Source organism: Pseudomonas sp. PB105 (assembly GCF_009764655.1).
GTDB lineage: Bacteria > Pseudomonadota > Gammaproteobacteria > Pseudomonadales > Pseudomonadaceae > Aquipseudomonas > Aquipseudomonas cyclaminis.
In genome coordinates, this window is record NZ_RWIO01000026.1 from 64,821 (window position 1) to 90,123 (window position 25,303).

The 25,303-nt window shown below is 62.2% G+C and carries 19 protein-coding genes; all 19 read right to left on the bottom strand.

What is annotated here, in order from left to right:
• Window positions 1–51: 51 nt before the first annotated feature.
• The gene (locus EJD88_RS27135) at window positions 52–360 is read right to left on the bottom strand and encodes a hypothetical protein (RefSeq protein WP_244643503.1); all 309 of its coding nucleotides are present in this window, start codon (window positions 358–360) and stop codon (window positions 52–54) included.
• 136 nt (window positions 361–496) lie between these two features.
• On the bottom strand, window positions 497–8,281 hold the full coding sequence (locus EJD88_RS03710) for a hemagglutinin repeat-containing protein (RefSeq protein WP_158876868.1): 7,785 nt from the start codon (window positions 8,279–8,281) through the stop codon (window positions 497–499).
• A gap of 24 nt (window positions 8,282–8,305) precedes the next feature.
• Complete coding sequence (locus tag EJD88_RS03715) at window positions 8,306–8,827, bottom strand: toxin-activating lysine-acyltransferase (protein WP_099584145.1); 522 nt, start codon at window positions 8,825–8,827, stop codon at window positions 8,306–8,308.
• A gap of 11 nt (window positions 8,828–8,838) precedes the next feature.
• Window positions 8,839–10,584 (bottom strand): ShlB/FhaC/HecB family hemolysin secretion/activation protein, encoded by a 1,746-nt coding sequence (locus tag EJD88_RS03720; protein ID WP_244643504.1) that lies wholly within the window; start codon window positions 10,582–10,584, stop codon window positions 8,839–8,841.
• Between the two features lie 188 nt (window positions 10,585–10,772).
• Window positions 10,773–11,165: a DUF2802 domain-containing protein gene (locus tag EJD88_RS03725; RefSeq protein WP_099584144.1), complete on the bottom strand. Its 393-nt coding sequence runs from the start codon at window positions 11,163–11,165 to the stop codon at window positions 10,773–10,775.
• Window positions 11,166–11,648, bottom strand: a complete 483-nt coding sequence (locus tag EJD88_RS03730; RefSeq protein ID WP_099584165.1) for a chemotaxis protein CheW — start codon at window positions 11,646–11,648, stop codon at window positions 11,166–11,168.
• Between the two features lie 80 nt (window positions 11,649–11,728).
• Complete coding sequence (locus tag EJD88_RS03735; protein ID WP_099584143.1) at window positions 11,729–12,529, bottom strand: CheW domain-containing protein; 801 nt, start codon at window positions 12,527–12,529, stop codon at window positions 11,729–11,731.
• Complete coding sequence (locus EJD88_RS03740; RefSeq protein ID WP_090399980.1) at window positions 12,529–13,317, bottom strand: ParA family protein; 789 nt, start codon at window positions 13,315–13,317, stop codon at window positions 12,529–12,531. Before EJD88_RS03740 ends, EJD88_RS03735 begins: the two co-directional genes overlap by 1 nt.
• A 50-nt stretch (window positions 13,318–13,367) precedes the next feature.
• Window positions 13,368–14,255, bottom strand: a complete 888-nt coding sequence (gene motD / locus EJD88_RS03745; RefSeq protein ID WP_099584142.1) for a flagellar motor protein MotD — start codon at window positions 14,253–14,255, stop codon at window positions 13,368–13,370.
• A gap of 31 nt (window positions 14,256–14,286) precedes the next feature.
• Entirely contained in the window at window positions 14,287–15,027 is a 741-nt protein-coding gene (locus EJD88_RS03750; protein WP_099584141.1) for a flagellar motor protein, read from the bottom strand.
• The gene (locus tag EJD88_RS03755) at window positions 15,027–16,166 is read right to left on the bottom strand and encodes a chemotaxis response regulator protein-glutamate methylesterase (protein ID WP_158876870.1); all 1,140 of its coding nucleotides are present in this window, start codon (window positions 16,164–16,166) and stop codon (window positions 15,027–15,029) included. The genes EJD88_RS03750 and EJD88_RS03755 overlap by 1 nt, the downstream gene beginning before the upstream one ends.
• 48 nt (window positions 16,167–16,214) lie before the next feature.
• Window positions 16,215–18,416: a chemotaxis protein CheA gene (locus EJD88_RS03760; RefSeq protein WP_158876872.1), complete on the bottom strand. Its 2,202-nt coding sequence runs from the start codon at window positions 18,414–18,416 to the stop codon at window positions 16,215–16,217.
• Between the two features lie 11 nt (window positions 18,417–18,427).
• The gene (locus EJD88_RS03765; protein WP_099584138.1) at window positions 18,428–19,216 is read right to left on the bottom strand and encodes a protein phosphatase CheZ; all 789 of its coding nucleotides are present in this window, start codon (window positions 19,214–19,216) and stop codon (window positions 18,428–18,430) included.
• A gap of 18 nt (window positions 19,217–19,234) precedes the next feature.
• The gene (locus tag EJD88_RS03770; protein WP_160385018.1) at window positions 19,235–19,609 is read right to left on the bottom strand and encodes a chemotaxis response regulator CheY; all 375 of its coding nucleotides are present in this window, start codon (window positions 19,607–19,609) and stop codon (window positions 19,235–19,237) included.
• A gap of 170 nt (window positions 19,610–19,779) precedes the next feature.
• Entirely contained in the window at window positions 19,780–20,520 is a 741-nt protein-coding gene (gene fliA, locus EJD88_RS03775) for an RNA polymerase sigma factor FliA (RefSeq protein WP_015885174.1), read from the bottom strand.
• Window positions 20,517–21,350, bottom strand: a complete 834-nt coding sequence (gene fleN / locus EJD88_RS03780) for a flagellar synthesis regulator FleN (protein WP_003192912.1) — start codon at window positions 21,348–21,350, stop codon at window positions 20,517–20,519. Before fleN ends, fliA begins: the two co-directional genes overlap by 4 nt.
• 106 nt (window positions 21,351–21,456) lie before the next feature.
• Entirely contained in the window at window positions 21,457–22,773 is a 1,317-nt protein-coding gene (gene flhF / locus EJD88_RS03785; protein WP_099584137.1) for a flagellar biosynthesis protein FlhF, read from the bottom strand.
• Window positions 22,774–22,785: 12 nt separating this feature from the next.
• The gene (gene flhA / locus EJD88_RS03790; protein WP_178117141.1) at window positions 22,786–24,900 is read right to left on the bottom strand and encodes a flagellar biosynthesis protein FlhA; all 2,115 of its coding nucleotides are present in this window, start codon (window positions 24,898–24,900) and stop codon (window positions 22,786–22,788) included.
• 197 nt (window positions 24,901–25,097) lie between these two features.
• Entirely contained in the window at window positions 25,098–25,301 is a 204-nt protein-coding gene (locus EJD88_RS03795; RefSeq protein ID WP_099584136.1) for a cold-shock protein, read from the bottom strand.
• Window positions 25,302–25,303: the final 2 nt, after the last annotated feature.

Genomic DNA, 25,303 nt, shown 5'->3' on the forward strand with positions numbered 1-25,303 from the left:
TCCTCAGGGTTTGCGCAGATCATTCATTCCCTACGACCTTTTAGTGATGGATCAGCGGCGACCTTCACACACCGGTGATTCGCCAACGCGGCCAAGCTTGCATAGGTCCAAGTTATCTTTGCGTGTGAAGCCCGCATCTTTCATGCAGTAGAAGCTCCTAAGCCTCTCATCGATTGAGCCGCCGCCCGTGCCCGCCACATTTTCGTACCCGCACGCGAGCATACTGCTCTGGACGCCCTCTACGGAGACCCCACTCTTTTGCCAATAGATAAAATCAGGCGGCGGCGGTTGGAAGCCTCTGCCCGTGCAGCCAATCAATAACATCGCGTAAACACTCAACAGCAGGCTCTTCCTGAACATCACGTTCTTCCTCATGGTTTGCGTAGATCGTTCATTCTCTGTTTCCTTTCAGGTATGGATTAACGACGACCTTCGCACGCCGGTGACCAGCAAGCCCAGACCCAGCAGCAATGCGGACTTGAACATCCTGAATGCCTTAGGGTTGAGGTTTGACTTTGACGAATTGTGATCGATTTTCCTTGAAATCCTTCCAGTAAACGGCGCATCCCGGTCCCGCGGCGCCGTAACAGTTATGGACGCTTTCACCAGCATAAAACACCTTCAACCACTCCAATACGGGGTTACTACCAGGGGGTAGTGTACCGCCGGTCCCAGGGTTAAAGCCTACGCCTGGTGTCCGTGCAACCGGGTCGAAACGATGATTCTGGTACTGCAGCGCCATCTCCTCGCGCTTTTCCTCAGAGCTGAACCTTGAGCGGTCCTGCAATATCCCCAGCAACGAATCGGCTTTTTGCACCCCATACGCAGCCCCGAAGAAATTCATCGACGTATCACCCAACACGCCAATGTTTGATGAGTCACGTGCCAAAGACTCCATGGCATTGCCCGTGGTCATGGTGCCCCGGCTATGGCCGTCGATATGCAGCCCGCTTTGACCGAACTGGACCATGTATTCCTTGGTCTGCACGGTCGCGTTGGACAGGCCCCAGAAATCGTTTTCCAGGTTTTTCTGATATGCCGCAATCATCAGCTCCGAGGTGAAGTTGTTGGCTTTCTCGAAGTGGATTAAATACTGCGGCCCGGTATCGGCAGAACTGTGCTGGTTGGCATACCTGGCCGCAGCGTCGGCATCATTGAAAATGCCGTTGTTGGCGATATGCACCTTGTTGTCCGGCCCTTTCTTGAGGTGCAGTTTCTCTTCGTCGCTCAACTCGCGATATTCAACTTTGCCTTCTTTATCAACCCGCGCCTTACCATTCTCATCCTTCAAGACCTCATACACCCGCGCCTTCTCGATAAAGATCTTGCGATACGCCTCATCCGCCAACAACGAAACCTGATGATAGAACTCACGCTTGATCTCCTGCTCAGCCTCGACCTTGCGCCCCATTTCCGCCACATCCAAGCGTCCCACGGCGACATGGGCAGCCTCGGTGTTGCGGTTGAGGTTGGCAATTGTCTGGTCGACCGTCATGCCGCCAACCACACGCTGGCGCTCGGCGTTGGTGATCACCAATGTGCCGGCGCTGATCGCGCTGCGGGTGTCGCTGGATTCGGAATCGGAGTCCGAGCCGTTGTTGAGGCTGTTGGCGAGCAGCGCCTTGGCCGTGCCCAGTTTGCCGTCGAGCATGTCCGAGCTCAGGTCGACGCCTGAGGTCTTGGCGCTGGCTTCGGACACGTTGTGGATGTCGGACACGGTCAGCGTGCCGGTGGTCAGGCTGTTTTTGCCGTCGGCAATGGCCTTGTCGGAACTGGCGATCACGCCGCCCTTGAGGTCGGTATTGCCGCGCACGTTGATGTCGAAACCACCGTCGCCGGCCCGGATGCCCGATTGCTCGATCACGCTGGCAAAGTTGGACTTCTGCTTGGCGTTGGTGGAACTGAAGCTGGCGGTCGCCGCACCGGCACAAACCGGCGGGATGCAAATGCTGATCCCGGCGCTCATGCTCTTCTGCTCGGACGCGAAGGTACTGGTGTCCTGTAGGCTCTCGACATTCAGGTTGCCGCCAATGTCGGCCTTGACCGTCTCGCCTGACACCACCGCACCTCGCAGCGTGGTGTCCTTGCCGGAAATCAGACTGGCCTGTTTGCCGGCCGTCACGTGGGTGTTGCTCCACACCAGGTCATTGCCATCGGCATTGCCACGGCTCTGGGAGGCGGACGCGTTGAAGCTCAGGCCGTTCTTCTCGCTGCCAAACGAGATGCCGATGCCCAGGCTGCCATTCACGCTTTTGTTGGTGCTGTGTTGCTCGATGGTGTTCTGCGCACCCGCCAGCAGGATATTGCCGTCGGCTTTCAACAACGCATTGTTGCCCGCCGTGATCTCACTGCCCTGCACGGTCAGGTCGTTGTTGCGCGTGCCGCCCGAGGACACGATCGTCACATCCCCTCCGGCGGCGACCGTCGAAGCGGCCGCCGTGTTGCTGGTCTGCTCGCTTTTGCTCTCGCTCTTGTTCATGCCCAGAGCAATGCTCAGGTTGATCCCACCTGCCGCCGCCGGGTCGGCCATGACCTGAGTATGGGCGTCGTTGGCGGACCACGCGGTACTCAGCGCCGCCAGGGTCTTCATGCGTTTGTCGTCGGTACGCTCGGCGGCTTTGTTCATGCGCTGGGCGGTTTGTACCGCACTCACAATCGGGTTGGTCAGGGTCAGGCTCACGCCGGTCTGCTTGAAGCGCTGCTCCTGCTGCTGCGCACTGAGGTTGCGCGCTTCGAGGATATTGACCTCGGACGCCTCGATCGACACATCACCATTGGGCGCGTTCACATTGCTGCCCACCTGACGGTACTCGCCGCCAGCGCTGATCAGCACGTTGCCGTCGGTTGCGCCAATGTTGCTCGCGGCCGCCGTGGTCTGCTGACCGCTGTCCTTGTTGGTCTGTTGCTTGGAACCAACGGTGACGGCGATCGCGCCGCCGCTGAACATGCCGCTGGTCTTCACATCCTTCATGTGTTTTTCGTCGAGCTGCTCGGTGGCCGCCAATACCTTGATGTCATTGCCCGCCGCCAGCACCGTGCCCGAGGTGGACACCACGTTGCTACCGGTGACCGTGATGTTGTTGCCGGCCTGCATCACCGCCTGCTCGCCGCTGAAGGTCGAGGCCTGGGCGGTGGTCTGGCTGACCGTGTCACGAGTCGTGGTGGTCTTGCTCGAAAACATCCCGTTGCTGCCCTTGACCTTGTGCGCTTCATCGGCGCTGTTGAAGCGCTCGCCAGCCTCGACGTTGATATCGCGCACTGCACTCACGGCCACAGCCCCCGCGTCGCTGTTGACCAGCGCCCCGCGCACCTGCACATCACGCCCGGCGCCCACGCGGATGTCGCCGTTGGCCTGCACCGAACTGCCGACTTCATTGCGCCCGGCTTCCTTGCGCCAGTTGTCGCCATCCCATTGGTTGGCCTGGGTGTAGGACTCTTTCACGGTGGTCAGGCTGATGTCGTTGCCCGCCACCAGCGACGTCTTGCCGCCGGCGCCGGTATTGCTGACTTGCGCCGCTTGCAGGTTGATATCGTTGCCGGCAGTGGCAATCAGGCTCGCCGCCGGTGCCGACACATACAGCCCCGCCACACGCGACAGGCCGGTGCGGGTGCCCTGCGCGCTCTCGCTGTCGGTGGTGACCGAACGCACATTGATGTCGTTGCCTGCGCTCAGGGCCAGCCGGCTGTTGGCGCTGATCAGGCCGCCGATGTTGTTGATGTCCTGGCTGGCGCTCAGGGCCACGTTATTGCCCTGGATGCGCCCGCCGAGGTTGTCGAGGTTCTGCACACTGATGTTCACGCCATCGCGCCCGGACAGACTGCCGGAGTTCACCAGATCACCGCGCACATCAAGGTTCAAGGTGCGCCCGGCCATCAGTGCGCCGGAGCCATCCAGATCGCCTTCGCGAACCCGCACATAGACCTGCGGCACCAGCACCTGGCGGACTTCACCGCTGGCCAGCGTCACGTCCCTGGACACCAGCCAGACGATGTCGCTGGTCAGCTGCGCCATCTGCTCGGCAGTCAGGGCGACGCCGGGGATCAGCTTCCACTGACCCGCCAGCGTCACGGCGCTGTCGATCATGCCGCGATACTGTTCCTCATCACTGGCGTAGCCGTCGAGAAAGCGCCGGCCGGTGAGTTGCGCGATTTGCTCACGGATCAGCTTCTGTTCGTAGAAACCATCACCGAGGCGCTGTTGCGTGGCAGCCGGGTCCAGGTTCAGGCGCCCAAGCATGTAGTCCGAAGACAACCACTTGCGATAGTTGGCAAAGCGCGGATCGGTCTCCACCAGGTAGCTGGCGGTGCTGTTCGGGTTGGTCTGGAACAGGCTGCTGTTAGGCAGGTCGGGGTTGAAACCGCCGGTGCGGATCTGCTCCACCGCGCCTGCCGCGTCCAATTGGGTCAGCGCCTTCACTTCGCTGATCGGGCTCACGGCGTGGGTGCGGCCAGCGCCCGCCAGCGCACCGGTGCCCGCCGTGCTGTCGGTAACGTTGGCCAGCACCAGCGCGCCGACCTGGGTGCCGCTGCCGTTGATGGCCGCGTACTCGGTGTACACCGAGGGTTTGAGCGAGATCTGCTGAATCAACGGTGCCGGCGTGTACGCAGTGACGCCGCGGCCCTGACGGTCGCGGCCTTTGCGCTGAATACGATAGAAGTTGCTCAGCGTGCCGCTGTCGGTGGTGATGCGCTCGCCATTCAACTCGGTATTGATCACGCTGCCGACGCCGCTGGCATTCAACGCCTGGCCGGCGATGATCCGACTCTTGTCGTTGAGCACCTGGTCGGCGATCAAGTTGAGGTTGCCACCGGCGAGCATCTGCGCCGGGTCGGAGCTGACAATCTGCGTCTCGGTGACGCTGCGCGTGTAGTCATAGCGGTTCCAGCGCGTACCGGAGCTTTCCGGCGTGACGAGGTGCAGCACCTCGTCGTTGTACAGCGAGATCTGGTCCGGCGTGTAACGGTTGGTCGAGCCCGACAGCAGGAACTCCTGCAGTACCTGATTGGACACCAGCACGCGCTGGGTGGCGAAGTGTTCGTTGGTGTTGTTGATCTGCCTGGCGTTGACGCTCAGATGACCCAGCGCTTCGACGGTGGCGCTCGCATTGTTCAGCACCTGTGCCTGGCCAGTGGCCTGGTCGTTGGCGTCGAGCAAGCCGCCGATCACCGTATCGCCGGCGCTGAAGATCAACCCGTGTTCACGGTTGTTGATGACCTGCGCGCCGATATCCAGGCGGTTGCGTGCCGCGATGGTCGCCGCCGTGGCGCCTTCGAGGGTGTTGTTGAGGGTGCCGGCGCTGATCGACAAATGATCACCGTAGAGGCGCCCGGTGCCGAGGTTGTTCAGGGTCGCGGCGCTGAGGCGAGTGCTCTCGCCATCGACTACGCCACGGTTGTCGAACTGGTTGACCGCGTTGACCTGCGCGCGCCGCCCACTGATCACGCCGCTGGCGCCGTTGTCGATGGCGCCGGCATCCACGCGCACCAGTGCGCCGGACTGCACCGCGCCCTGGTTGCTCAGAGTGCCGCCGATCTGCAGCGACAGGTCGCCGTTGCTCTGCACCAGGCCGCTGTTGATGAGATTCTGGGTCAGTCGAAAAGTCAGGTCGCCCAGGCTCTGCACCCTGCCGGCGCCGCTGTAGCTGGCGCTGTCGATCAGCACCGACTGGCCCGCAATCAGGGTGCCCGCGCCGTTATTGATGGCCAGGCTTTTCTGCGCCGGGTTGCGATCGGCCAGGGTCAACACGCTGCCCGCCGAGAGGATGCCCGCGTCGTTGTCCACGCTGCCGCTGCCCTTGAGGTTCAGCGTGGTGTCGGACACGATTGAGCCGACGCGGTTGGTCAGCGTATCGGTGTCCAGGTCGACGCTCTGGCCCTTGATGCCCTGGTTCGCGCCCTGGGTCGCGCTGTTGTCCACGCTTGCGGCGGTCAGCAACAGATGCCCGTCGGCGCGCAACAGGCCCGCCTGGTTGCTCAGTTGCTGGGCGTTGATGTCCAGGGTGCGCGCGCTGCCGATAAAACCCTGGTCGTTGAACATCTGACCGGCGCGCACCGTGACGTCGTGCTGGCCGAGGATGCCGCCGGTACTGCCGGAATTGCGGTTGCTCAGCTGTTGGCCGTGGGTATCCACGCTCAGGTCCGACTTGGCCTGCATGATGCCGCCGTCGTTGATCAACGCGCCGCTGTCGACGCCCAGCGTATCGCTGGCGTTGACGGTGCCTGCGCTGTTATCGAGCTGCTGGCCATGGGTATCGAGCAGCAGTTGCGCGCCGGTGATCACGCCACTCTGGTTGTTCAGGCCGAAGGCGTTGAGAGTCAGTGCCTTGGCCGCCTCCAGACGCCCGCCACGGTTGTTGAGCACGCCGGTGTCGCTGTTGACGATCAGGTCGGCCGCCACCGAACCAAGGGTGCCGCCCTGGTTCAACAGGCTGTCGGTCTTGACCGTCAGGGTTTGCGTGGCGGCGACGGTGCCGTTGGCGTTGTTCAACTGCGCGGCCTTGATCCCCAGCGCGCCGCCGGCGGTGATCTGCCCGCTGCTGTTGTCGAGGGTGCCGCCGTCAAGGGTCAGTTTTGCAGCGGTGACCAGCTTGCCGTTCTGATTGTTCAGGTGCTGGCGCGCGCTGACGGTCAGGTCGCCAAGGCCGCCCGACTGCACCAGGCCGCCGGCGTTGTTCAGGGTGTCGGCGCTGACGCCGAGGGCGCCGCCGCTGGAAAGCGTACCGCCACTGTTGTCGAGGCTGCGCGCGACGGTCATCTGCATACCGGTGCTGCCGGTCTGCACCCACTTGCCGGCGACGTTGGACAAGTCCAGCGCGGTCACGCTGATCCGTGCCGCGCCGACCTGTGCGGCATCGCTGAGCAGGCTCTGATTGGCGTCGGCCGTGAGGGTCCGGCTGGCGGTGACGCGGCTGCGACGCAGGTCGAGGTTGCCGGCGGTGCTGGTCAACTCGACGGTCTGGGCGGACGTCTGGCTGTCACTCAGGTCGACGTGCGCGGCGCTGGCCTTGAGGGTCTGCGCCGCGAGGTTCTGGCCCTTGGCGCTCAGGGTGCCGGCCGAGGTCAGCGTCAGCGAACCGCTGCTGCCGAGCTTGCCGGCGCTGTCCACGCCTGCGGCCAATGCGGAACCTGCGTGGCTGCGAATCGCCGAATTAGCGCCGGTGGCGGTCAGCGCGGCATTGCCCTGGGCGGACATGATGCCACGGTTGTCGATGTCGCCAGCGGTGTGCGCGTCCAGGTTGCCCTGGGCGTACAGCGTGCCGTCGTTGTCGATGCCCTTGGCGGCGCGGACGGTCAAGTCGGTGGCGCTGCTGATCTGGCCGTGGTTTTCGATACGGCCGTCGCTGCCGATCACTACTTCTCCGGCACTGGAACCGATCTGCCCGGCGTTGCGCACACCGACGCCTGCGCCGTTGCCGACCAGGGTGATCTTGCCGGCGTACATGCCGCCCAACTGCGCCACGTCGATGCCGACGGTGGGTGTGTCGGTCGGCGCCGCGCCGGTGGTGCCGGCCTTGATGGTCAAGTCTTTGGACCAGATACCCGCGTTCACCTCGACGGTGCGCGCGATGATTTCGGTGTAGTCGGCACGGCTGGCGTCCATGCCTTCGCCGCCGATGCTGACCTTGCCGCCCGAGACTTGGTAGCCGCTGATCAGGCCGTTCTCGAACTGTGCGCGGCCGGTGGTCAGGGTCGCACGGTCGGCGTTGATAAACCCGCAGCCCTCACAGGTGATGCCCGACGGGTTGGCAATGACCACCTGCGCCTTGGAGCCGCCCACTTCGACAAAGCCGCGCAACTGACTGGGATTGTTCGAGTTGACCTCGTTGAGAATCACCCGTGCGCTGCCGTTGACCAGGTTGCGGTTGCCTTCGATCCAGCCGCCCAACTGGGTCTGGCTGTTGGTCACGCCGTTGTTGAGGATCACCCCGCGCTTGTCCACGTCGAACTGGGTGTAGGTGTTGCGCGACACGCCCGCGCCGCTCGGCCGGGTGATGTCCACCACCGTGGTGCCGTTGCCGGCGGCACCGATGGTCGGGCGCTGGCCCGCGGGTGCGGAGCCGTCGACCACCACTTGGGCCTGCACCGGCGCCACCAGCGCGACCCAGCCCATGCCCAGCATCAGCGCAAACCGCAGTGGCGTCAGCGTGGCAACCGCCGTACCCGGACGCGCCACGGCGCCGGTAGTGCCGGGGGCCTTGCACACGCTCTTGACGTTTTCGGCCACCACCATCAGCAGGCCGCGAGCCTGGTTGAAGACAATTCGATACAGATGCTTATTCATGCAGATCCTTTGCGCGGTGGCTGATCAGAGCGCGTCACTGGGTAACGGGTGAGTGGCAAACCAGGCTTGCGCCTCCAGGTCCAGGACGGCGATCCCCTGGAAATTCATGACGCGCAGTCCGCGCTCATCGCCTCGGTGGTACAGCGAACGGAAGATCCGTCCAGGCCACAGCCGCCGTCGCAACAGGCCGCTGACCCGTCGCGTATGCCCGAACGGCGCGACCCAGTCGTTGATCCACAGGCGGTCGCCGCTGTCCCAGTCTGCGGCGGGCAGGCAGACGGCCGGCTCGCGCAGATAACGCGCCTCGGCCTCGGCACTGAGGTTGAGCCACGACAGGAAAAACACCGGGCGCCCCGCTTCGCTGATCAGGATGAACTGGCGGAGCTTGATCGCCGGCAACAACAGGGTCGACAGGCTGTGCAACGGCGCATCGCGATGCGCCGCCGAGTGCATCCACAACCACACCGCCGAACCCAGCACCTGGGCTTCGTCGATGGGGCTGTCAGGCGCCGTGGGCGCGAGCACTTCGAGGGTGTCGTCGGACATGCTGGCCTCCTTCAAAATGACCAGTTGGCGCTGAAGCCACTGGTCACGTCGGCGGTCTGGAAACCCTTGGGTTTTTCCAGGGGTTTGCCGGTATAGATGTCATAGGAAAACTGCTTGTAGCCGCCGCGCAGGCCCACCACTGCACCGGCCAGGCGGCGACCCAGCAGGTACTCGGTGGAATGCCCGCCAACCTGACCGTAATCCACGCCCACATAGAGTTCCTGGCCGGTGTTGCCCAGGCTCAGGCCGAGGTCATTGCTGAAGGTCCAGCCGCGTTCGGCAGACAGAATCTGCTCGCCATCAAACCCACGCACGGTGTAGCGCCCGCCGATCGAAAAGCGGTCCTGGGGGATCAGCGGCGTGCGGTTCCATTGCCCGCGCCAGCCGCCGATGTAACGCAGCTTCTGCTGGCCGACGCTGAACGGCACCTGCAATTGTGCGTTGGCGGAAATGATCTGCGAGCGCGACGTGCCTTCGCCGTTTTCTTCCTCGGGCGCGCGCAAGGCATCTCGTGCGCCGGTGCCACGGCGATAGCCGACGCCGAGGTCGAGGGTGTTCGCACCGATGAACTCACGGTGATTGATCCCCGCCTGCCAACCGGCCATGCGCCGGCGCTGAAATTCGATTTCGGTGTCTTCGATGTAGTTGCTGGACGTACGGCTCCAACCGCCGAAGGACACGGTGGTCTTGCGCACCGCATCGCGATAGATCACCCGCGACAGTTGCACCTCATTGGTCCGGCTGCGGCCGCTGTAGGAATACGCCTGGTTCACCCCGGCGATAGTCTGGTGGTAGTCGTACTCGCTGGACGTCAGGCTCAACTGCCAATAGTCGTAGGGCACCGAATAGTGAATGGTGTGGCCCTTGGACCCACGGTCGCCGCTTTCACCGCCGCCCAGGTCATGGTTGAAGCTGATATAGAACAGGTCGTTGAGAGTCGCCACGTTGTCCAGTGACAGCGCGACGTTGCCCTGGTACTTGCCGGTCTGCTTGCTGCCGGAGTCGTCCACCGACAGGCTGACCCGTACCGGCACGGCCTGCTTCCAGGCGATCACCACATCGCTTTCGCCCGGCTGCGCATCGGCGCCTTCAGCGGGGGTGATCTGCACGTCGGCTTCGGCAGTGGGCACGCGCTTGAAATTTTCCAGCGCCTGTTCGATGTCGCGCAGGTTCAGCACATCGCCATCGGACGCGGGCATCGCATTCCAGTAGTGGGCGCGGGCGGAGGTGCCGGCGGCAAAACGGATGTGTTTGATCCGGCCGGGCACCACCACCAGCGACAGGGTGCCCTGGTTCAAGTCCTGGGCCTGGGCCAGCACGCGGGTGGTGATAAAGCCTTTGGCGATGATCGCATTCTGGATGCGCTTCATGGTCAGGTTGATCCCGCGCGCGCCGACGCAACGGCCCTGCACGGGATCATCGGACGGGTTGGCGGCACGCAGGGCCCACTGGAAATCTTCGGCCTGGTCGCCGCTGAGGACCACGCGGTCGATCTTGAAGCACGGCGCTTCATCGCGCGGCAGGCGCAGGCTGGCATCGGTATCTTGAGGCGCTTGCAGGCGCACGTCGGGCGACGGCTCCAACTGCTCGCGTTGTGCACGCTCGCGCTGTTGCTGCTGGATCAATTGCTGGGCCGGTGCCTGCGGCTCGGCCGCCGACGCAGCCACGCTGACCAGCAAACCAACCGCAGTACAGGTGGAAATGCAGGACTGCAGCAACACTGATGGTTTTGTTCTAGGTACAGCGACGACAGACATTTCGCATCCTTGTGAGTGAAACTTCCTACATGCGCAGGCTTTGTCACCACAACGACACAAAAGTGCCCCGATAAAAGATGGCACTGTGACACATTTCGCAAAAACAGCCATTCCCGGCTGCCCCAACTTTCACACTGCACCGCTCTAACTCAAGGGTCAGAGCGGTATTGGCAGGCGTGAACCCATCCTCAGCTTTTGTGCAATTTACTCATCAATTGCGCTTCAGCCTGGGTCAAGCCGCAGGACTGGGTCAGCTCATCCACCGTCGCGCCCATGCCCACCAGCTTCGCCGCCTGGGCAAACGACAGGCTCGCCGGGTCGCGCTGTTCGATCTGCGCCAGCTTGTCCGGCAACGGCGCGAGGATGGCGCGCAGTTCATGCACCTCATCCCCCACCTTCACCGCACTTTGCTGGAAGTGATCAACCCGTCTGACCAATTCCAGGATGCGCCGGTCACGCACTGCATCGCGCTCGGCCTGCTGCATCGCCAATTCGCGCTGCTGACGCACGTAGCGCAGCAAAAACGCCAGCGTCCCGGCCCACAGCAGGGCCAGGACAATCACCAAGGCTTCAAAAAACAATCAGATGTTCTCCAGATCCGACCACTCTTCTTCGCTCATCATCTTGTCCAGTTCAACCAGAATCAGCAGTTCGTTGTTCTTGTTGCACACGCCCTGAATGAACTTGGCCGACTCCTCGTTACCCACGTTCGGCGCGGTTTCCACTTCCGATTGGCGCAGGTAAACCACTTCGGCGACGCTGTCGACCATGATCCCGACCACTTGCTTGTCGGCTTCGATGATGACGATACGCGTGTTGTCGCTGATCTCGGTCGCATCGAGACCGAAACGCTGGCGGGTGTCGATTACCGTCACCACGTTGCCGCGCAGGTTGATGATGCCCAGCACGTAGCTTGGCGCACCTGGAACCGGGGCGATCTCGGTGTAGCGCAGCACTTCCTGCACGCGCATCACGTTAATGCCGTAGGTTTCGTTGTCCAGCTTGAAGGTAACCCATTGCAGGATCGGATCGTCTGTAGTGCTCTTACTTGGATTACTGCTCATACTCATGACCCCTTCAAATGCCGTTGCGTACGGCGTGTGTGCTTCGTTGGCCGCACTCGCGCGCGGCCCTTATTGTTCAATCAACTGCGTATGTTTACGGGCATCGACTTGACGGCACCGCTGGCGATCAACTCGGCCAGTTCGGCGACGTCGAGCAACGCGCACATGTGTTCGATCACGGTGCCGGCCAGCCAAGGCCGCTGGCCCCGGTGACTGCGCCATTTGATTTCGTTCGGGTCCAGGCGCAACGAGCGGCTGACTTGATGCACGGCCAGCCCCCATTCGTAGCCCTGCACCGAGATTACATATTGCAAGCCCTGGCGGAAGTCATCGCGGTAGCGGTCGGGCATCACCCAGCGTGCGGTGTCCAGGACCTTGAGGTTACCGGCCTGGCTCGGCAGGATCCCGAGGAACCACTCCGGTTGCCCGAACAGCGGGGTCAATTCCTGGCCTTCCAGGGAATAGATTGAACCCAGGCACACCAGCGGCACCGCGAGGGTCAACCCGGCGACGTCGAACAGCAGGCACTCGAACGGCTCGGCCGCCCAGGCCGGACGATCATCGCCGCTTACGGGTGGCGGCGTAATGCTCGGTGGCATATGCACTTCCACAACCGGTTCGACCACCACCGGCGCGACAGGCATGGCCACCGGCACGGCGACCGGCACGATCACCGGCGCGGTATACGCGTCACGCGCCTGCTCTTCCAATACGGCCAACTGGAACTCATCCAGAATACTCGCCGACGGTTCTTCTACCGCAGGCTCCAGCACCAGGATCGGTTCCGGCAGTTCTTCCCCGGTCGCTTCCTGCAGCAAGGCATCCAGGTAGGATTCCAGTGCCAGTTGCGGCCGGGTCTTGAGTTGGACAGGACGATTCATCAGGCCACCTGCGCGACAAGCTGCTGGGACAGCAGGTGCTTGAGCAATGCGCGGTAGGCCAGCACCCCACGGCTCTTGCCGTCGAACTGCGACGGCGTCAGCCCGGCACGGCTGGCGTCACGCAGGCGCGTGTCCACGGGGATGTAGCCGTTCCAGATGGTCTCCGGGTAGGCGTCACGCAATACGCGCAAGGTGCCCAGCGACGCCTGGGTCCGGCGGTCGAACAAGGTCGGCACGATGCTGTACGGCAGCGCCTGCTTGCGCGAGCGGTTGATCATTGCCAGGGTGCTGACCATGCGTTCCAGGCCCTTGACCGCCAGATGCTCGGTCTGCACCGGGATCACCAGTTGCTGGCTGGCCGCCAAGGCGTTGACCATCAGCACACCGAGCAACGGCGGGCTGTCGATGATCGCGTAATCGAAGTCCTGCCACAGTTGCGCCAGGGTCTTGGCGATCACCAGGCCGAGGCCGCTCTGCCCCGGCGATTGGCGCTCAAGGGTGGCCAACGCGGTGCTGGACGGCAGCAGGGAAATGCTCTCGTTACTGGTCGGCAGCAGCAATTGGCCGGGCAAGTCGCTCGGCACATTGCCCTTGTGCAGGAACAGGTCGTAGTTGCTGTGCTCCAGCGCGTCCGGGTCGTAACCGAAATAGCTGGTCATCGAGCCATGGGGGTCGAGGTCGACCACGACCACACGCTTGCCCGCCTCGGCCAGCAAGCCGGCTAAAGCGATGGAGGTGGTGGTCTTGCCGACCCCACCTTTTTGATTGGCAACTGCCCAGACTCTCATTCGGATGATTCCTCCCGGTGGACACACGCGCGACCGAGACATTGCATAGGTTATTGAGCCGGTGACGGAGAATTGACGGCACTCTGCCGAACCGGCGGCTTTGCAGGGGCCGGTGCAGTTTGTGTGCCAGCACGCTTCAAGGCCGCGTCCGGTGTTGCATTGGCAGTGCCGGTGCCGGTCAGGCTGCGGCGCACATCCAGGTTGCGTGAAACGACCAACACCACCCGACGGTTGCGCGCACGGCCTTCGAGCGTGGCGTTATTGGCCACCGGCTGGAACTCGCCATAGCCTACCGACGCCAGGCGTCCGGGGTTCACGCCCTGCATCGCGAGCATACGTACGATGCTGGCGGCACGGGCCGAGGACAGCTCCCAGTTGGTCGGGTACTGCGCGGTGCTGATCGGCACGTTGTCGGTAAAGCCTTCGACGTGGACCGGGTTTTCAAACGGTTTGAGGATCGCCGCCACCTTGTCGATGATGGTGAACGCCTGATCGCTGGGCAACGCATCGGCGCTGGCGAACAACAGGCTGGAATTGAGCTCGATCTCCACCCACAACTCATTGCCGCGCACGGTCATCTGGTTGGAGCTGATCAGGTCGCCAAACGCGGCGCTGATGTCATCGGCAATGCTTTTCAGCGGGTCGCTGGTACCGCCCACGCCGGCAGCGGTTTCGTCGCTGTCGTTGACCAGCGGCTTGGCCGGGGTCACGCTCTTGGGCCGCTCTTCGCCAATCGGGATCGGCTTGAGCGAGCGGTCGGCATCGTTGAACACGCCGATCAACGCCTGGGAAATGACTTTGTACTTGCCTTCGTTGATCGACGAGATGGAATACATCACCACGAAGAACGCGAACAGCAAGGTGATGAAGTCCGCGTAGGACACCAGCCAGCGTTCGTGGTTGACGTGTTCTTCAGGCTCGCGACGGCGACGGCTCATTGGCAGCTCACCTCTACAGAAAGCATCCCCATCAATCCATGAAGCCCTGGAGCTTCAATTCGATGGAGCGCGGGTTCTCGCCCTCGGCAATCGACAGGATGCCTTCGAGCAACATCTCGCGGTAACGGGATTGGCGCATGGCAATCGACTTGAGCTTGCTCGCCACCGGCAACAGCACCAGGTTGGCACTGGCCACACCATAGATAGTCGCGACGAACGCCACCGCAATACCGCTGCCCAATTGGGAAGGATCGGCCAGGTTGCCCATCACGTGGATCAGGCCCATGACTGCGCCGATGATGCCGATGGTCGGCGCGTAGCCGCCCATGCTTTCAAAGACTTTGGCGGCGTTGATGTCGCGGCTTTCCTGGGTGTAGAAATCCACTTCAAGGATGCTGCGGATCGCTTCCGGCTCGGCGCCGTCGACCAGCAATTGCAGGCCTTTGCGCGAGTAGCTGTCGGGTTCGGCATCCGCCACGCCTTCCAGGCCCAGCAGGCCTTCCTTGCGTGCGGTGAGGCTCCAGTTGACCACCCGGTCGATGCCACCGGCCAAGTCGACACGTGGCGGGAAGATAATCCAGACCACGATCTGCATCGCACGCTTGAACGAACTCATCGGTGACTGCAACAACGCAGCGCCCACAGTGCCGCCGATCACGATCAGCGCCGCCGGGCCGTTGGCCAGCGCGCCGAGGTGACCACCTTCGAGGTAGTTGCCGCCGATAATGGCGACAAACGCCATGGTGATGCCGATCAGGCTCAACACATCCATCAGAGGCAGGCCTCCACCAGATGCTTGCCGATGTCGTCCAGGCTGTACACGGCGTCGGCCAGGTCAGCCTTGACGATGGCCATCGGCATGCCATAGATCACGCAGCTGGCTTCGTCCTGGGCCCAGATCGCGCTGCCGCCCTGCTTGAGCAGACGCGCGCCTTCACGGCCGTCGGCGCCCATGCCGGTAAGCACTACCGCCAGAACTTTGTCGCCGTAGGACTTGGCTGCCGAACCGAAGGTAATGTCCACGCACGGCTTGTAGTTGAGGCGCTCGTCACCCGGCAGGATTTTGATTGCGCCACGGCCGTCGACCATCATCTGCTTGCCGCCCGGGGCCAGCAACGCCAGGCCCGGACGCAGGATGTCGCCATCCTCGGCTTCCTTGACGCTGATGCGGCACAGCTTGTCCAGACGCTCGGCAAAGGCTTTGGTAAACGCCGCCGGCATGTGCTGGATCAACACGATCGGCGCCGGGAAGTTGGCCGGCAGTTGGGTCAGTACGCGCTGCAAGGCCACTGGGCCGCCGGTAGACGTACCGATGGCAACGAGTTTGTAGGCCTTGCGCTTGGGCGCTGGCGAATGGGAATGCCCAGCCGCCGGTGCCGAGGTGCGTACCGGCGGCGGCGCGGGCCGGGCAACCGGTGCAGGCGCCGGGCGACTGAACGAGGAACTGGTAGGTGCAGCCGCAGGCGCTACCGGGGCAGGCGCTGGCGCAGGCGCGCTGAACAGGCTGCGACGGTTACTGCGGGAAATGCTGTGGACTTTCTCGCACAGCATTTGCTTGACCTTCTCGGGGTTGCGCGAGATGTCTTCGAAATTCTTCGGCAGGAAGTCCACCGCACCGGCATCCAGCGCATCGAGGGTCACTCGGGCGCCTTCATGGGTCAGCGAGGAGAACATCAATACCGGGGTCGGGCAGCGTTGCATGATGTGCCGGACTGCCGTGATGCCATCCATCATCGGCATCTCGTAGTCCATGGTGATCACGTCCGGCTTCAGCGCAATGGCTTGATCAATCGCCTCTTTGCCGTTGGTGGCCGTACCGACCACCTGGATGCTTGGATCGGCGGAAAGAATTTCCGAGACGCGGCGGCGGAAGAAACCCGAATCGTCCACCACCAGGACCTTGACTGCCATAAACACTCCGTTAGGTGGGGCGGGCATTACCGCCCTGCCCCACCAGAATCAAATACGCCGTGCGGCGTAACGCTTGAGCATGCTCGGAACATCGAGAATCAGCGCGATCCGACCGTCACCGGTGATGGTCGCACCCGACATGCCCGGGGTCCCCTGCAGCATTTTGCCCAAAGGCTTGATGACCACTTCTTCCTGGCCAACCAGTTGGTCGACGACAAAGCCGATCCGCTGGGTGCCCACCGAGAGAATCACCACATGGCCTTCGCGCTGTTCTTCATGGGCAGCCGATGCAACCAGCCAGCGCTTGAGGTAGAACAGCGGCAACGCCTTGTCGCGCACGATCACCACTTCCTGGCCGTCCACCACGTTGGTGCGTGACAGGTCGAGGTGGAAGATCTCGTTGACGTTGACCAGCGGGAAGGCGAACGCCTGGTTGCCCAGCATCACCATCAGGGTCGGCATGATCGCCAAGGTCAACGGCACCTTGATCACGATCTTGGAGCCCTGGCCCTTGGTCGAGTAGATGTTGATCGAACCATTGAGCTGGCTGATCTTGGTCTTCACCACGTCCATGCCCACGCCACGGCCCGACACGTCGGAAATCTCGGTTTTGGTCGAGAAGCCTGGGGCGAAGATCAGGTTGTAGCACTCGGTGTCGGTCAGGCGGTCGGCGGCGTCCTTGTCCATCACGCCACGCTTGACCGCGATATTGCGCAAGATCGCCGGGTCCATGCCCTTGCCGTCATCGGTGATCGACAGCAGGATGTGGTCGCCTTCCTGCTCCGCCGCCAGAATCACCTTGCCGCCACGGGACTTGCCCGAGGCTTCGCGTTCTTCCGGCGTTTCGACGCCGTGGTCGACCGCGTTGCGCACCAAGTGGACCAGCGGGTCGGCCAGGGCCTCGACAAGGTTTTTGTCGAGGTCGGTTTCTTCACCCACCAGTTCCAGGTTGATCTCTTTCTTCAGTTGGCGCGCCAGGTCACGAACCAGGCGCGGGAAGCGGCCGAAGACTTTCTTGATCGGCTGCATCCGGGTCTTCATCACCGCGGTTTGCAGGTCAGCGGTCACCACGTCGAGGTTCGACACGGCCTTTTGCATGGCTTCATCACCACTGCTCAGGCCCAGGCGCACCAGACGGTTACGCACCAGCACCAGCTCGCCGACCATGTTCATGATGTCGTCCAGGCGCGCGGTATCAACCCGCACGGTGGTTTCGGCTTCACTGGCAGGTTTTTCCGGTGGCGGTGGCGCCGCAGCACGCGCAGGTGCTGGCGCCGAGGCGGCTGGCTTGGCCGCTGCCACAGGGGCAGGTGCAGGCGCGGCGGCCTTGGCGGCAACCGGTGCCGCCGTGGCCACAGCCGCCGTCGAGGCGACTTCGGTGAACTTGCCCTTGCCGTGCAAATCGTCCAGCAGCGCTTCGAATTCGTGATCGGAGATCAACCCATCGTCCGCAGGCTTGGCACTGGCGGCCGCAGCAGGCGCTGCCGCCACTTCCGGCAGGGCGTCGACCGCAAACGTGCCTTTGCCGTGCAACTGGTCCAGCAAGGCTTCGAATTCGTCATCGGTGATGTCGGTGCTGGCCGGGGCCGCAGGTGCTTCGACAGCCGCGACAGGCGCCACCGCATCGGCGGCGAACTGGCCCTTGCCGTGCAACTGGTCGAGCAGCGATTCGAACTCGGCGTCGGTGATGTCTTCGCTGGTCGGCGCCGCTGGCGGGGCAACGGCGGCCGGCGCTTCAGCCTCGGCCTTGACGGCACTGAGGGAGTTGAGCAACTGCTCGAACTCACTGTCGGTCACGTCCGCTTCAGGCTCCGCCACCGGCTCAGGCTCAGCCTCGACCACCGGCGCTGCCGTGGTGTCGGCCGGCTCTGCATAGCGCGCCAGGGCGGCCAGCAGTTCCGGGGTGGCCGCGGTGATCGGGGCACGTTCGCGAACTTCGCTGAACATGCCGTTGACCGCATCCAGTGCTTCGAGAATCACGTCCATCAACTCCGAATCAACGTGACGCTCACCCTTGCGCAGGATGTCGAACACGTTCTCGGCGATGTGGCAGCACTCCACCAGCTCATGGAGCTGGAGGAAGCCGGCGCCCCCTTTTACAGTATGAAAACCGCGAAAAATTGCATTGAGCAGGTTCGCATCATCCGGTCGGCTTTCCAGCTCGACCAGTTGTTCGGACAGTTGCTCTAAAATTTCGCCGGCCTCTACAAGGAAATCCTGAAGGATCTCTTCATCGGCGCCGAAGCTCATGTGGGTGCTCCTTAGAAGCCTAAACTGGATAACAGGTCATCTACGTCATCCTGACCTGACACAACGTCTTCACGTTTATCGGCATGAATCTGCGGACCTTCACCCTTGGCGAGATGTTTTTGTGGATCTTTTTCAGAGAGGATCGCTTCGCGGTCATGTTCGATGCCGGCAAAACGGTCTACCTGGCCAGCCATGAGCACCAATTTGAGCAGATTGCTTTCCACTTCGGTGACCAACTGGGTCACGCGCTTGATCACCTGACCGGTGAGGTCCTGGTAATCCTGGGCCAGCAGAATGTCATTGAGGTTGCTGGCGACCGTGCGGTTTTCCTGTTCGCTGCGCGACAGGAAACCGTCAACCCGACGGGCCAATTCACGAAACTCTTCAGCCCCCACTTCACGACGCATGAAGCGGCCCCAGTCAACGCTCAGCGCCTGGGCTTCAGTGGCCATGCCATTGACCAGTGGCGTGGCGTTTTCCACCAGGTCCATGGTGCGGTTGGCCGCGGCCTCGGTCAGCCTGACCACGTAGGACAGGCGTTCGGTGGCATCAGTGATCTGCGAGATTTCTTCGGCCTGGGGCATGTGCGGGTCAATCTGAAAATTGACGATCGCACTGTGCAGCTCGCGTGTGAGCTTGCCCACTTCCTGGTACAGGCCGCGGTCACGGGTCTGGTTGAGCTCATGGATCAACTGCACCGCGTCGCCGAAATGGCCTTTTTCAAGGCTGTCGACCAACTGGTGAGCATGCTTTTTCAGGGTGGACTCGAAGTCTCCCTGTGACGATTCGTTATGCTCCATAGCTCCCCCGCGATGGCATTAGCCGTGGATGCGTTCAAAGATCTTTTCGATCTTCTCTTTCAAGGCCTGTGCAGTGAATGGCTTGACCACGTAACCGTTGACCCCGGCTTGGGCGGCTTCGATGATCTGCTCACGCTTGGCTTCGGCGGTTACCATCAACACGGGAAGACTGCGCAATTTTTCGTCGGCGCGCACGTGGCGCAACAAGTCGATGCCCGTCATGCCCGGCATGTTCCAGTCCGTTACCAGAAAGTCGATGCTCCCGCTGTTGAGGATCGGAATCGCCGTAAGGCCGTCATCCGCCTCGACCGTGTTTGTGAACCCAAGGTCACGCAACAGGTTTTTTATGATCCGCCGCATCGTTGAGAAGTCATCAACGATGAGGATTTTCATGTTCTTGTCCAATTCGACCTCCAAGCAGTCTTAAACGCGCCCAGCACCTGGACGCGCCATTTCAATCAACAGGCATTACACAAAAAGGACTGCCGGGGGCACCACGGATCGAACCCGCGATGGCCTATCACCATCGCGGTATCGCTTTGCAGTGCTCCCCACACTGCCTGTCAGCGCGCTCGCCACTCTCCCAAACGCCCCCGCAAGCGGGCTGCGCATTGGCTGTGCAACTGGCTGACACGCGATTCGCTGACCCCCAGGACCTCACCGATTTCCTTGAGGTTCAGCTCTTCGTCGTAGTACAGCGCCAACACTAACCGCTCGCGCTCGGGCAAGTTGGCAATGGCGTCCGCCAATGCGCCCTGGAAGCGTTCATCCTCCAGGTCACGTGACGGCTCCATGTGCGCGCTCGCGCCGTCCTCGTGCAACCCTTCGTGTTCGCCGTCCTGCAACAGGTCGTCGAAACTGAACAGGCGGCTGCCCAAGGTATCGTTCAAAATCCCGTAGTAATCGTCGAGACTCAATTGGAGTTCGGCCGCAACTTCGTGATCTTTAGCGTCGCGGCCGGTTTTTGCTTCAATTGCACGAATTGCGTCACTGACCATGCGCGTATTGCGATGCACCGAACGCGGTGCCCAATCGCCTTTACGCACCTCATCGAGCATCGCGCCACGGATGCGGATGCCCGCATACGTCTCGAAACTCGCGCCTTTGCTGGCGTCGTATTTGGTCGACACTTCGAGCAAGCCGATCATGCCGGCCTGGATCAGGTCTTCGACCTGCACGCTGGCAGGCAGGCGTGCCAACAGGTGATAGGCGATACGCTTGACCAGCGGCGCATAGCGCTCAATCAACTCACCCTGACTGTCACGGGCAGACTTCTTGTAGGCGTTGTAGCCGTTCGCTGTCATAGCACCGGTCCTGCGCTCGTCTGATGTACCAATCGCTCGACGAAAAACTCCAGATGCCCCCGTGGGTTGGCGGGCAACGGCCAGGTATCGACCTTCTGGGCAATAGCCTTGAACGCCAGTGCGCATTTGGAACGAGGGAACGCTTCGTAGACCGCACGCTGCTTTTGCACAGCCTTGCGCACACACTCGTCGTAGGGAACTGCGCCGACGTATTGTAAGGCGACATCGAGAAAGCGATCCGTGACCTTGGTCAACTTGGCGAACAGGTTGCGCCCTTCCTGCGGGCTCTGGGCCATGTTGGCCAGGACGCGGAAGCGGTTCATGCCGTAGTCACGGTTAAGCAGTTTGATCAGGGCGTAGGCGTCGGTGATCGAGGTGGGTTCATCGCAGACCACCAGCAACACTTCCTGCGCGGCGCGCACGAAGCTGACCACGGACTCGCCGATCCCGGCGGCGGTGTCGATCACCAGCACGTCGAGGTTGTCGCCGATATCACTGAATGCCTGGATCAGGCCGGCATGTTGCGCCGGGCTCAGGTGCACCATGCTCTGGGTGCCGGAGGCGGCCGGCACGATGCGGATCCCACCGGGGCCCTGGAGCAGCACATCGCGCAGCTCGCAGCGCCCTTCGATCACATCGGCAAGGGTATGTTTGGGCGTCAGTCCCAGCAAAACGTCGACGTTCGCCAGCCCCAGGTCAGCGTCCAGCAGCATGACGCGACGGCCAAGCTCTGCCAGGGCCAGGGACAAATTCACTGACACGTTAGTTTTCCCGACGCCACCTTTGCCGCCGGTCACCGCGATCACCTGTACGGGATGCATGCTGCCCATTTTATTTCTTTACCTTGTCTTGCTTAGACGCAGGCTACATGGCTTGGCCGCGTGAATCGCTTGCAGACCATCGATGTAGGTACATTTCACGGTGTTCATCCTGACTTCAACCGACCCGTTTTGCCGGGTTGTGGTAGAGGTCGGCGAACATATCGGCCATCGCTTCCTCGCTAGGCTCTTCTTGCATTTGCACGCTGACGGCGCGGCTGACCAACTGATGACGGCGCGGCAGATGCAGATCATCCGGGATCCGCGGCCCGTCGGTCAGGTAGGCAACCGGTAGTTCATGGCTGATAGCCAGGCTCAACACTTCGCCCAGGCTGGCGGTTTCATCCAGTTTGGTCAGGATGCAACCGGCCAGGCCGCAGCGCTTGTAGCTATGGTACGCAGCGGTAAGAACCTGTTTCTGGCTGGTGGTTGCAAGCACCAGGTAATTTTTCGACTTGATGCCACGCCCGGCCAGGCTTTCCAGCTGCATGCGCAACGCCGGGTCGCTGGCTTGCAGGCCAGCGGTGTCGATCAGCACCACGCGCTTGCGCAGCAGCGGGTCGAGGGCGTTGGCCAGGGATTGGCCCGGGTCGACGTGGGTCACCGGCACATTGAGAATGCGGCCCAGCGTCTTGAGTTGCTCCTGGGCGCCGATGCGGTAGCTGTCCATGCTCACCAGCGCGATGTTGTTCGCGCCGTACTTGAGCACATAACGCGCTGCCAGCTTGGCCAGGGTGGTGGTCTTGCCCATGCCGGCAGGGCCGACCATGGCAATGATACCGCCCTCTTCCAGGGGTTCGATTTCCGGGGTAGTAATCATCCGCGCCAAGTGGGCCAGCAACATGCGCCAGGCCTGGCGTGGTTCTTCGATTTCGGTGGTCAGGGCCAGCAGGTCGCGGGACAACGGGCCGGACAAGCCGATGCGTTGCAGGCGGCGCCACAGGTTGGCCTGTTGCGGTTTGCTGCCTTGCAGTTGCGTCCAGGCCAGCGAGCCGAGCTGCACTTCGAGCAGTTCGCGCAGGCCGTTGAGTTCAAAGCGCATCGAGTCGAACACACGCTGGTCGACAGCCGCGGCCGGGGCTGGCGCGGCAGGACGCGGCGGCTCGACGAAGGTCGGCTCAACCAGCGGCTCGGCAGCGGTCAGCGGCAGGCCGGCGAACAACTGGCGGTTGGTGGTGGTATCGCTGTCGCCACGCATGCTCAGTTCAGCCTGGGCCGAGACGATGCGCGAGGCGGTCTTGCGCAGCTCGTCTTCGAGCTCCATGTTCGGCACACGGGGCGCCAGTGCCGAGGGGGTGTAATCCAGGGCAGCCGTCAGCTCGACACCACCGGCAATACGACGGTTGCCGATAATCGCGGCGTCGGCGCCCAGCTCATCACGGACCAGTTTCATGGCCTGACGCATATCGGCGGCGAAAAAACGCTTCACTTGCATAACCCACTACCCTCAGCCGTTGGGCCCTACTGTCGCGACGATAGTCACTTGCTTGTTGTCAGGAATTTCCTGATAAGCCAAAACGTGCAAATTCGGTACTGCCAGGCGTCCAAAACGCGACAACATCGCGCGGACCGGGCCTGCCACCAGCAGAATCACCGGTTGGCCCTGCATTTCCTGGCGCTGCGCGGCGTCGATCAACGAGCGCTGCAGCTTTTCAGCCATGCTTGGCTCCAGCAGAACGCCCTCTTCCTGGCCTTGTCCTGCCTTCTGAATACTATTGAGCAATATTTGTTCCAACCTTGGTTCCAAGGTGATCACAGGCAGCTCGGAGTCAAGCCCTACAATGCTTTGCACGATTGCGCGGGACAATCCGACACGCACCGCAGCCACCAGCGCGGCAGTATCTTGACTCTTGGCGGCGTTGTTGGCGATGGCCTCGGCAATGCTGCGAATGTCGCGTACCGGCACCTGTTCGGCCAGCAACGCCTGCAGCACCTTGAGCAATTGCGACAGCGACAGCACACCCGGCACCAGCTCTTCTGCCAGTTTTGGCGAGGCTTTACCCAGCAAGCCCATCAATTGCTGGACTTCCTCGTGGCCGATCAGCTCGTGGGAGTGCTTGTACAGAATCTGGTTGAGGTGGGTCGCAACCACGGTGCTGGCGTCGACCACGGTGTAGCCCAGGGATTGCGCCTGGCTGCGCTGGCTGATTTCGATCCACACCGCTTCCAGGCCAAAAGCCGGATCTTTGGCGGTAATGCCGTTGAGGCTGCCGAACACCTGGCCGGGGTTGATCGCCAACTCGCGGTCCGGGTAGATCTCGGCTTCGGCCAGGATCACGCCCATCAGGGTCAGGCGGTAGGCGCTCGGGGCCAGGTCGAGGTTGTCGCGGATGTGCACAGTGGGCATCAGGAAGCCCAGGTCCTGCGACAACTTCTTGCGCACCCCCTTGATCCGCGCGAGCAATTGGCCGCCCTGGTTGCGGTCCACCAGCGGAATCAGACGGTAGCCGACTTCCAGGCCGATCATGTCGATCGGGGTCACGTCGTCCCAGCCCAACTCCTTGGTTTCCTGGGCGCGGGCCGGGGATGGCAACAGTTCCTGCTGGCGCGCGATTTCCTGTTGGGCAATCACTTTGACCTGGTTCTGCTTCTTCCAGAACAGGTACGCGCCACCGCCGGCCAGGGCCGCCATGCTGAGGAACGAGACGTGGGGCATGCCCGGCACGATGCCCATGATCGCCATGATGCCCGCCGCCACGGCCAGGGCCTTCGGCGAGGCAAACATCTGCCGGCTGATCTGCTTGCCCATGTCTTCGGAGCCCGACGCACGGGTCACCATGATGGCCGCAGCTGTAGATAACAACAGTGATGGCAATTGCGCCACTAAACCGTCACCGATGGTCAGCAAGGCGTACACCTTGCCCGCATCGCCGAAGGTCATGCCGTGCTGGAAGATACCGACGGCGATACCGCCAATCAGGTTGATGAACAGAATCAACAGGCCGGCGATGGCGTCACCGCGCACGAATTTGCTGGCACCGTCCATGGAACCATAGAACTCGGCCTCCTGAGCCACTTCCAGGCGGCGGCTCTTGGCCTGGTTCTGGTCGATCAGGCCGGCGTTGAGGTCGGCGTCGATGGCCATCTGTTTGCCGGGCATGGCATCGAGGGTAAAGCGCGCGCTCACCTCGGAGATCCGCCCGGCGCCCTTGGTCACCACCACGAAGTTGATGATCATCAAGATCGCGAAGACCACGATACCGACCACATAGTTACCGCCGATCACCACCTCACCGAACGCCTGGATCACCTTACCGGCGGCGGCGTGGCCGTCCTGGCCGTGGAGCATTACCACGCGGGTGGACGCCACGTTCAGCGCCAGTCGCAGCAGGGTTGCCACCAGCAGGATCGTCGGGAACACCGCAAAATCCAGCGGCCGCAAGGCGTACACGCAGACCAGCAGGACCACGACGGAGAGGGCAATGTTGAAAGTGAAGAACACGTCCAGCAGGAACGGTGGCATCGGCAACATCATCATTGCCAGCATCACCAGCAACAACAACGGCACACCCAGATTGCCTCGCGAGAGGTCAGTCAGGGTCGTACGGGCCGTGCCGAGCATTTGAGAGCGATCCACCACCGGTATTCCTCGTTTCCTTGAAGCAAACTTTTGACGCCGGGAGGCGTCCTGAAGGCGGTATTGCAAGAAGCCTTCCAACTTTGCCTTTGAGGGTGTGGATCGCTACAGACGCCCGAAATATCGCGGATGCAAGAAATCCAAATGTGGGAGGCGGCAAGCCCGCTCCCACATTCGAGCCTTTAAACAGGCTTTATATTTGCGGCCTGCGGGCCTTTTTGTCCTTGTGACACCTCGAATTCTACTTTTTGGCCTTCTTCAAGGGTCTTGAACCCCTCCCCAGTGATTGCCGAATAGTGGACAAACAAGTCAGCACTCTTGTCATCGGGGGTAATAAAACCAAAGCCCTTCTCCGCGTTGAACCACTTCACCGTACCCGTCGCCATCG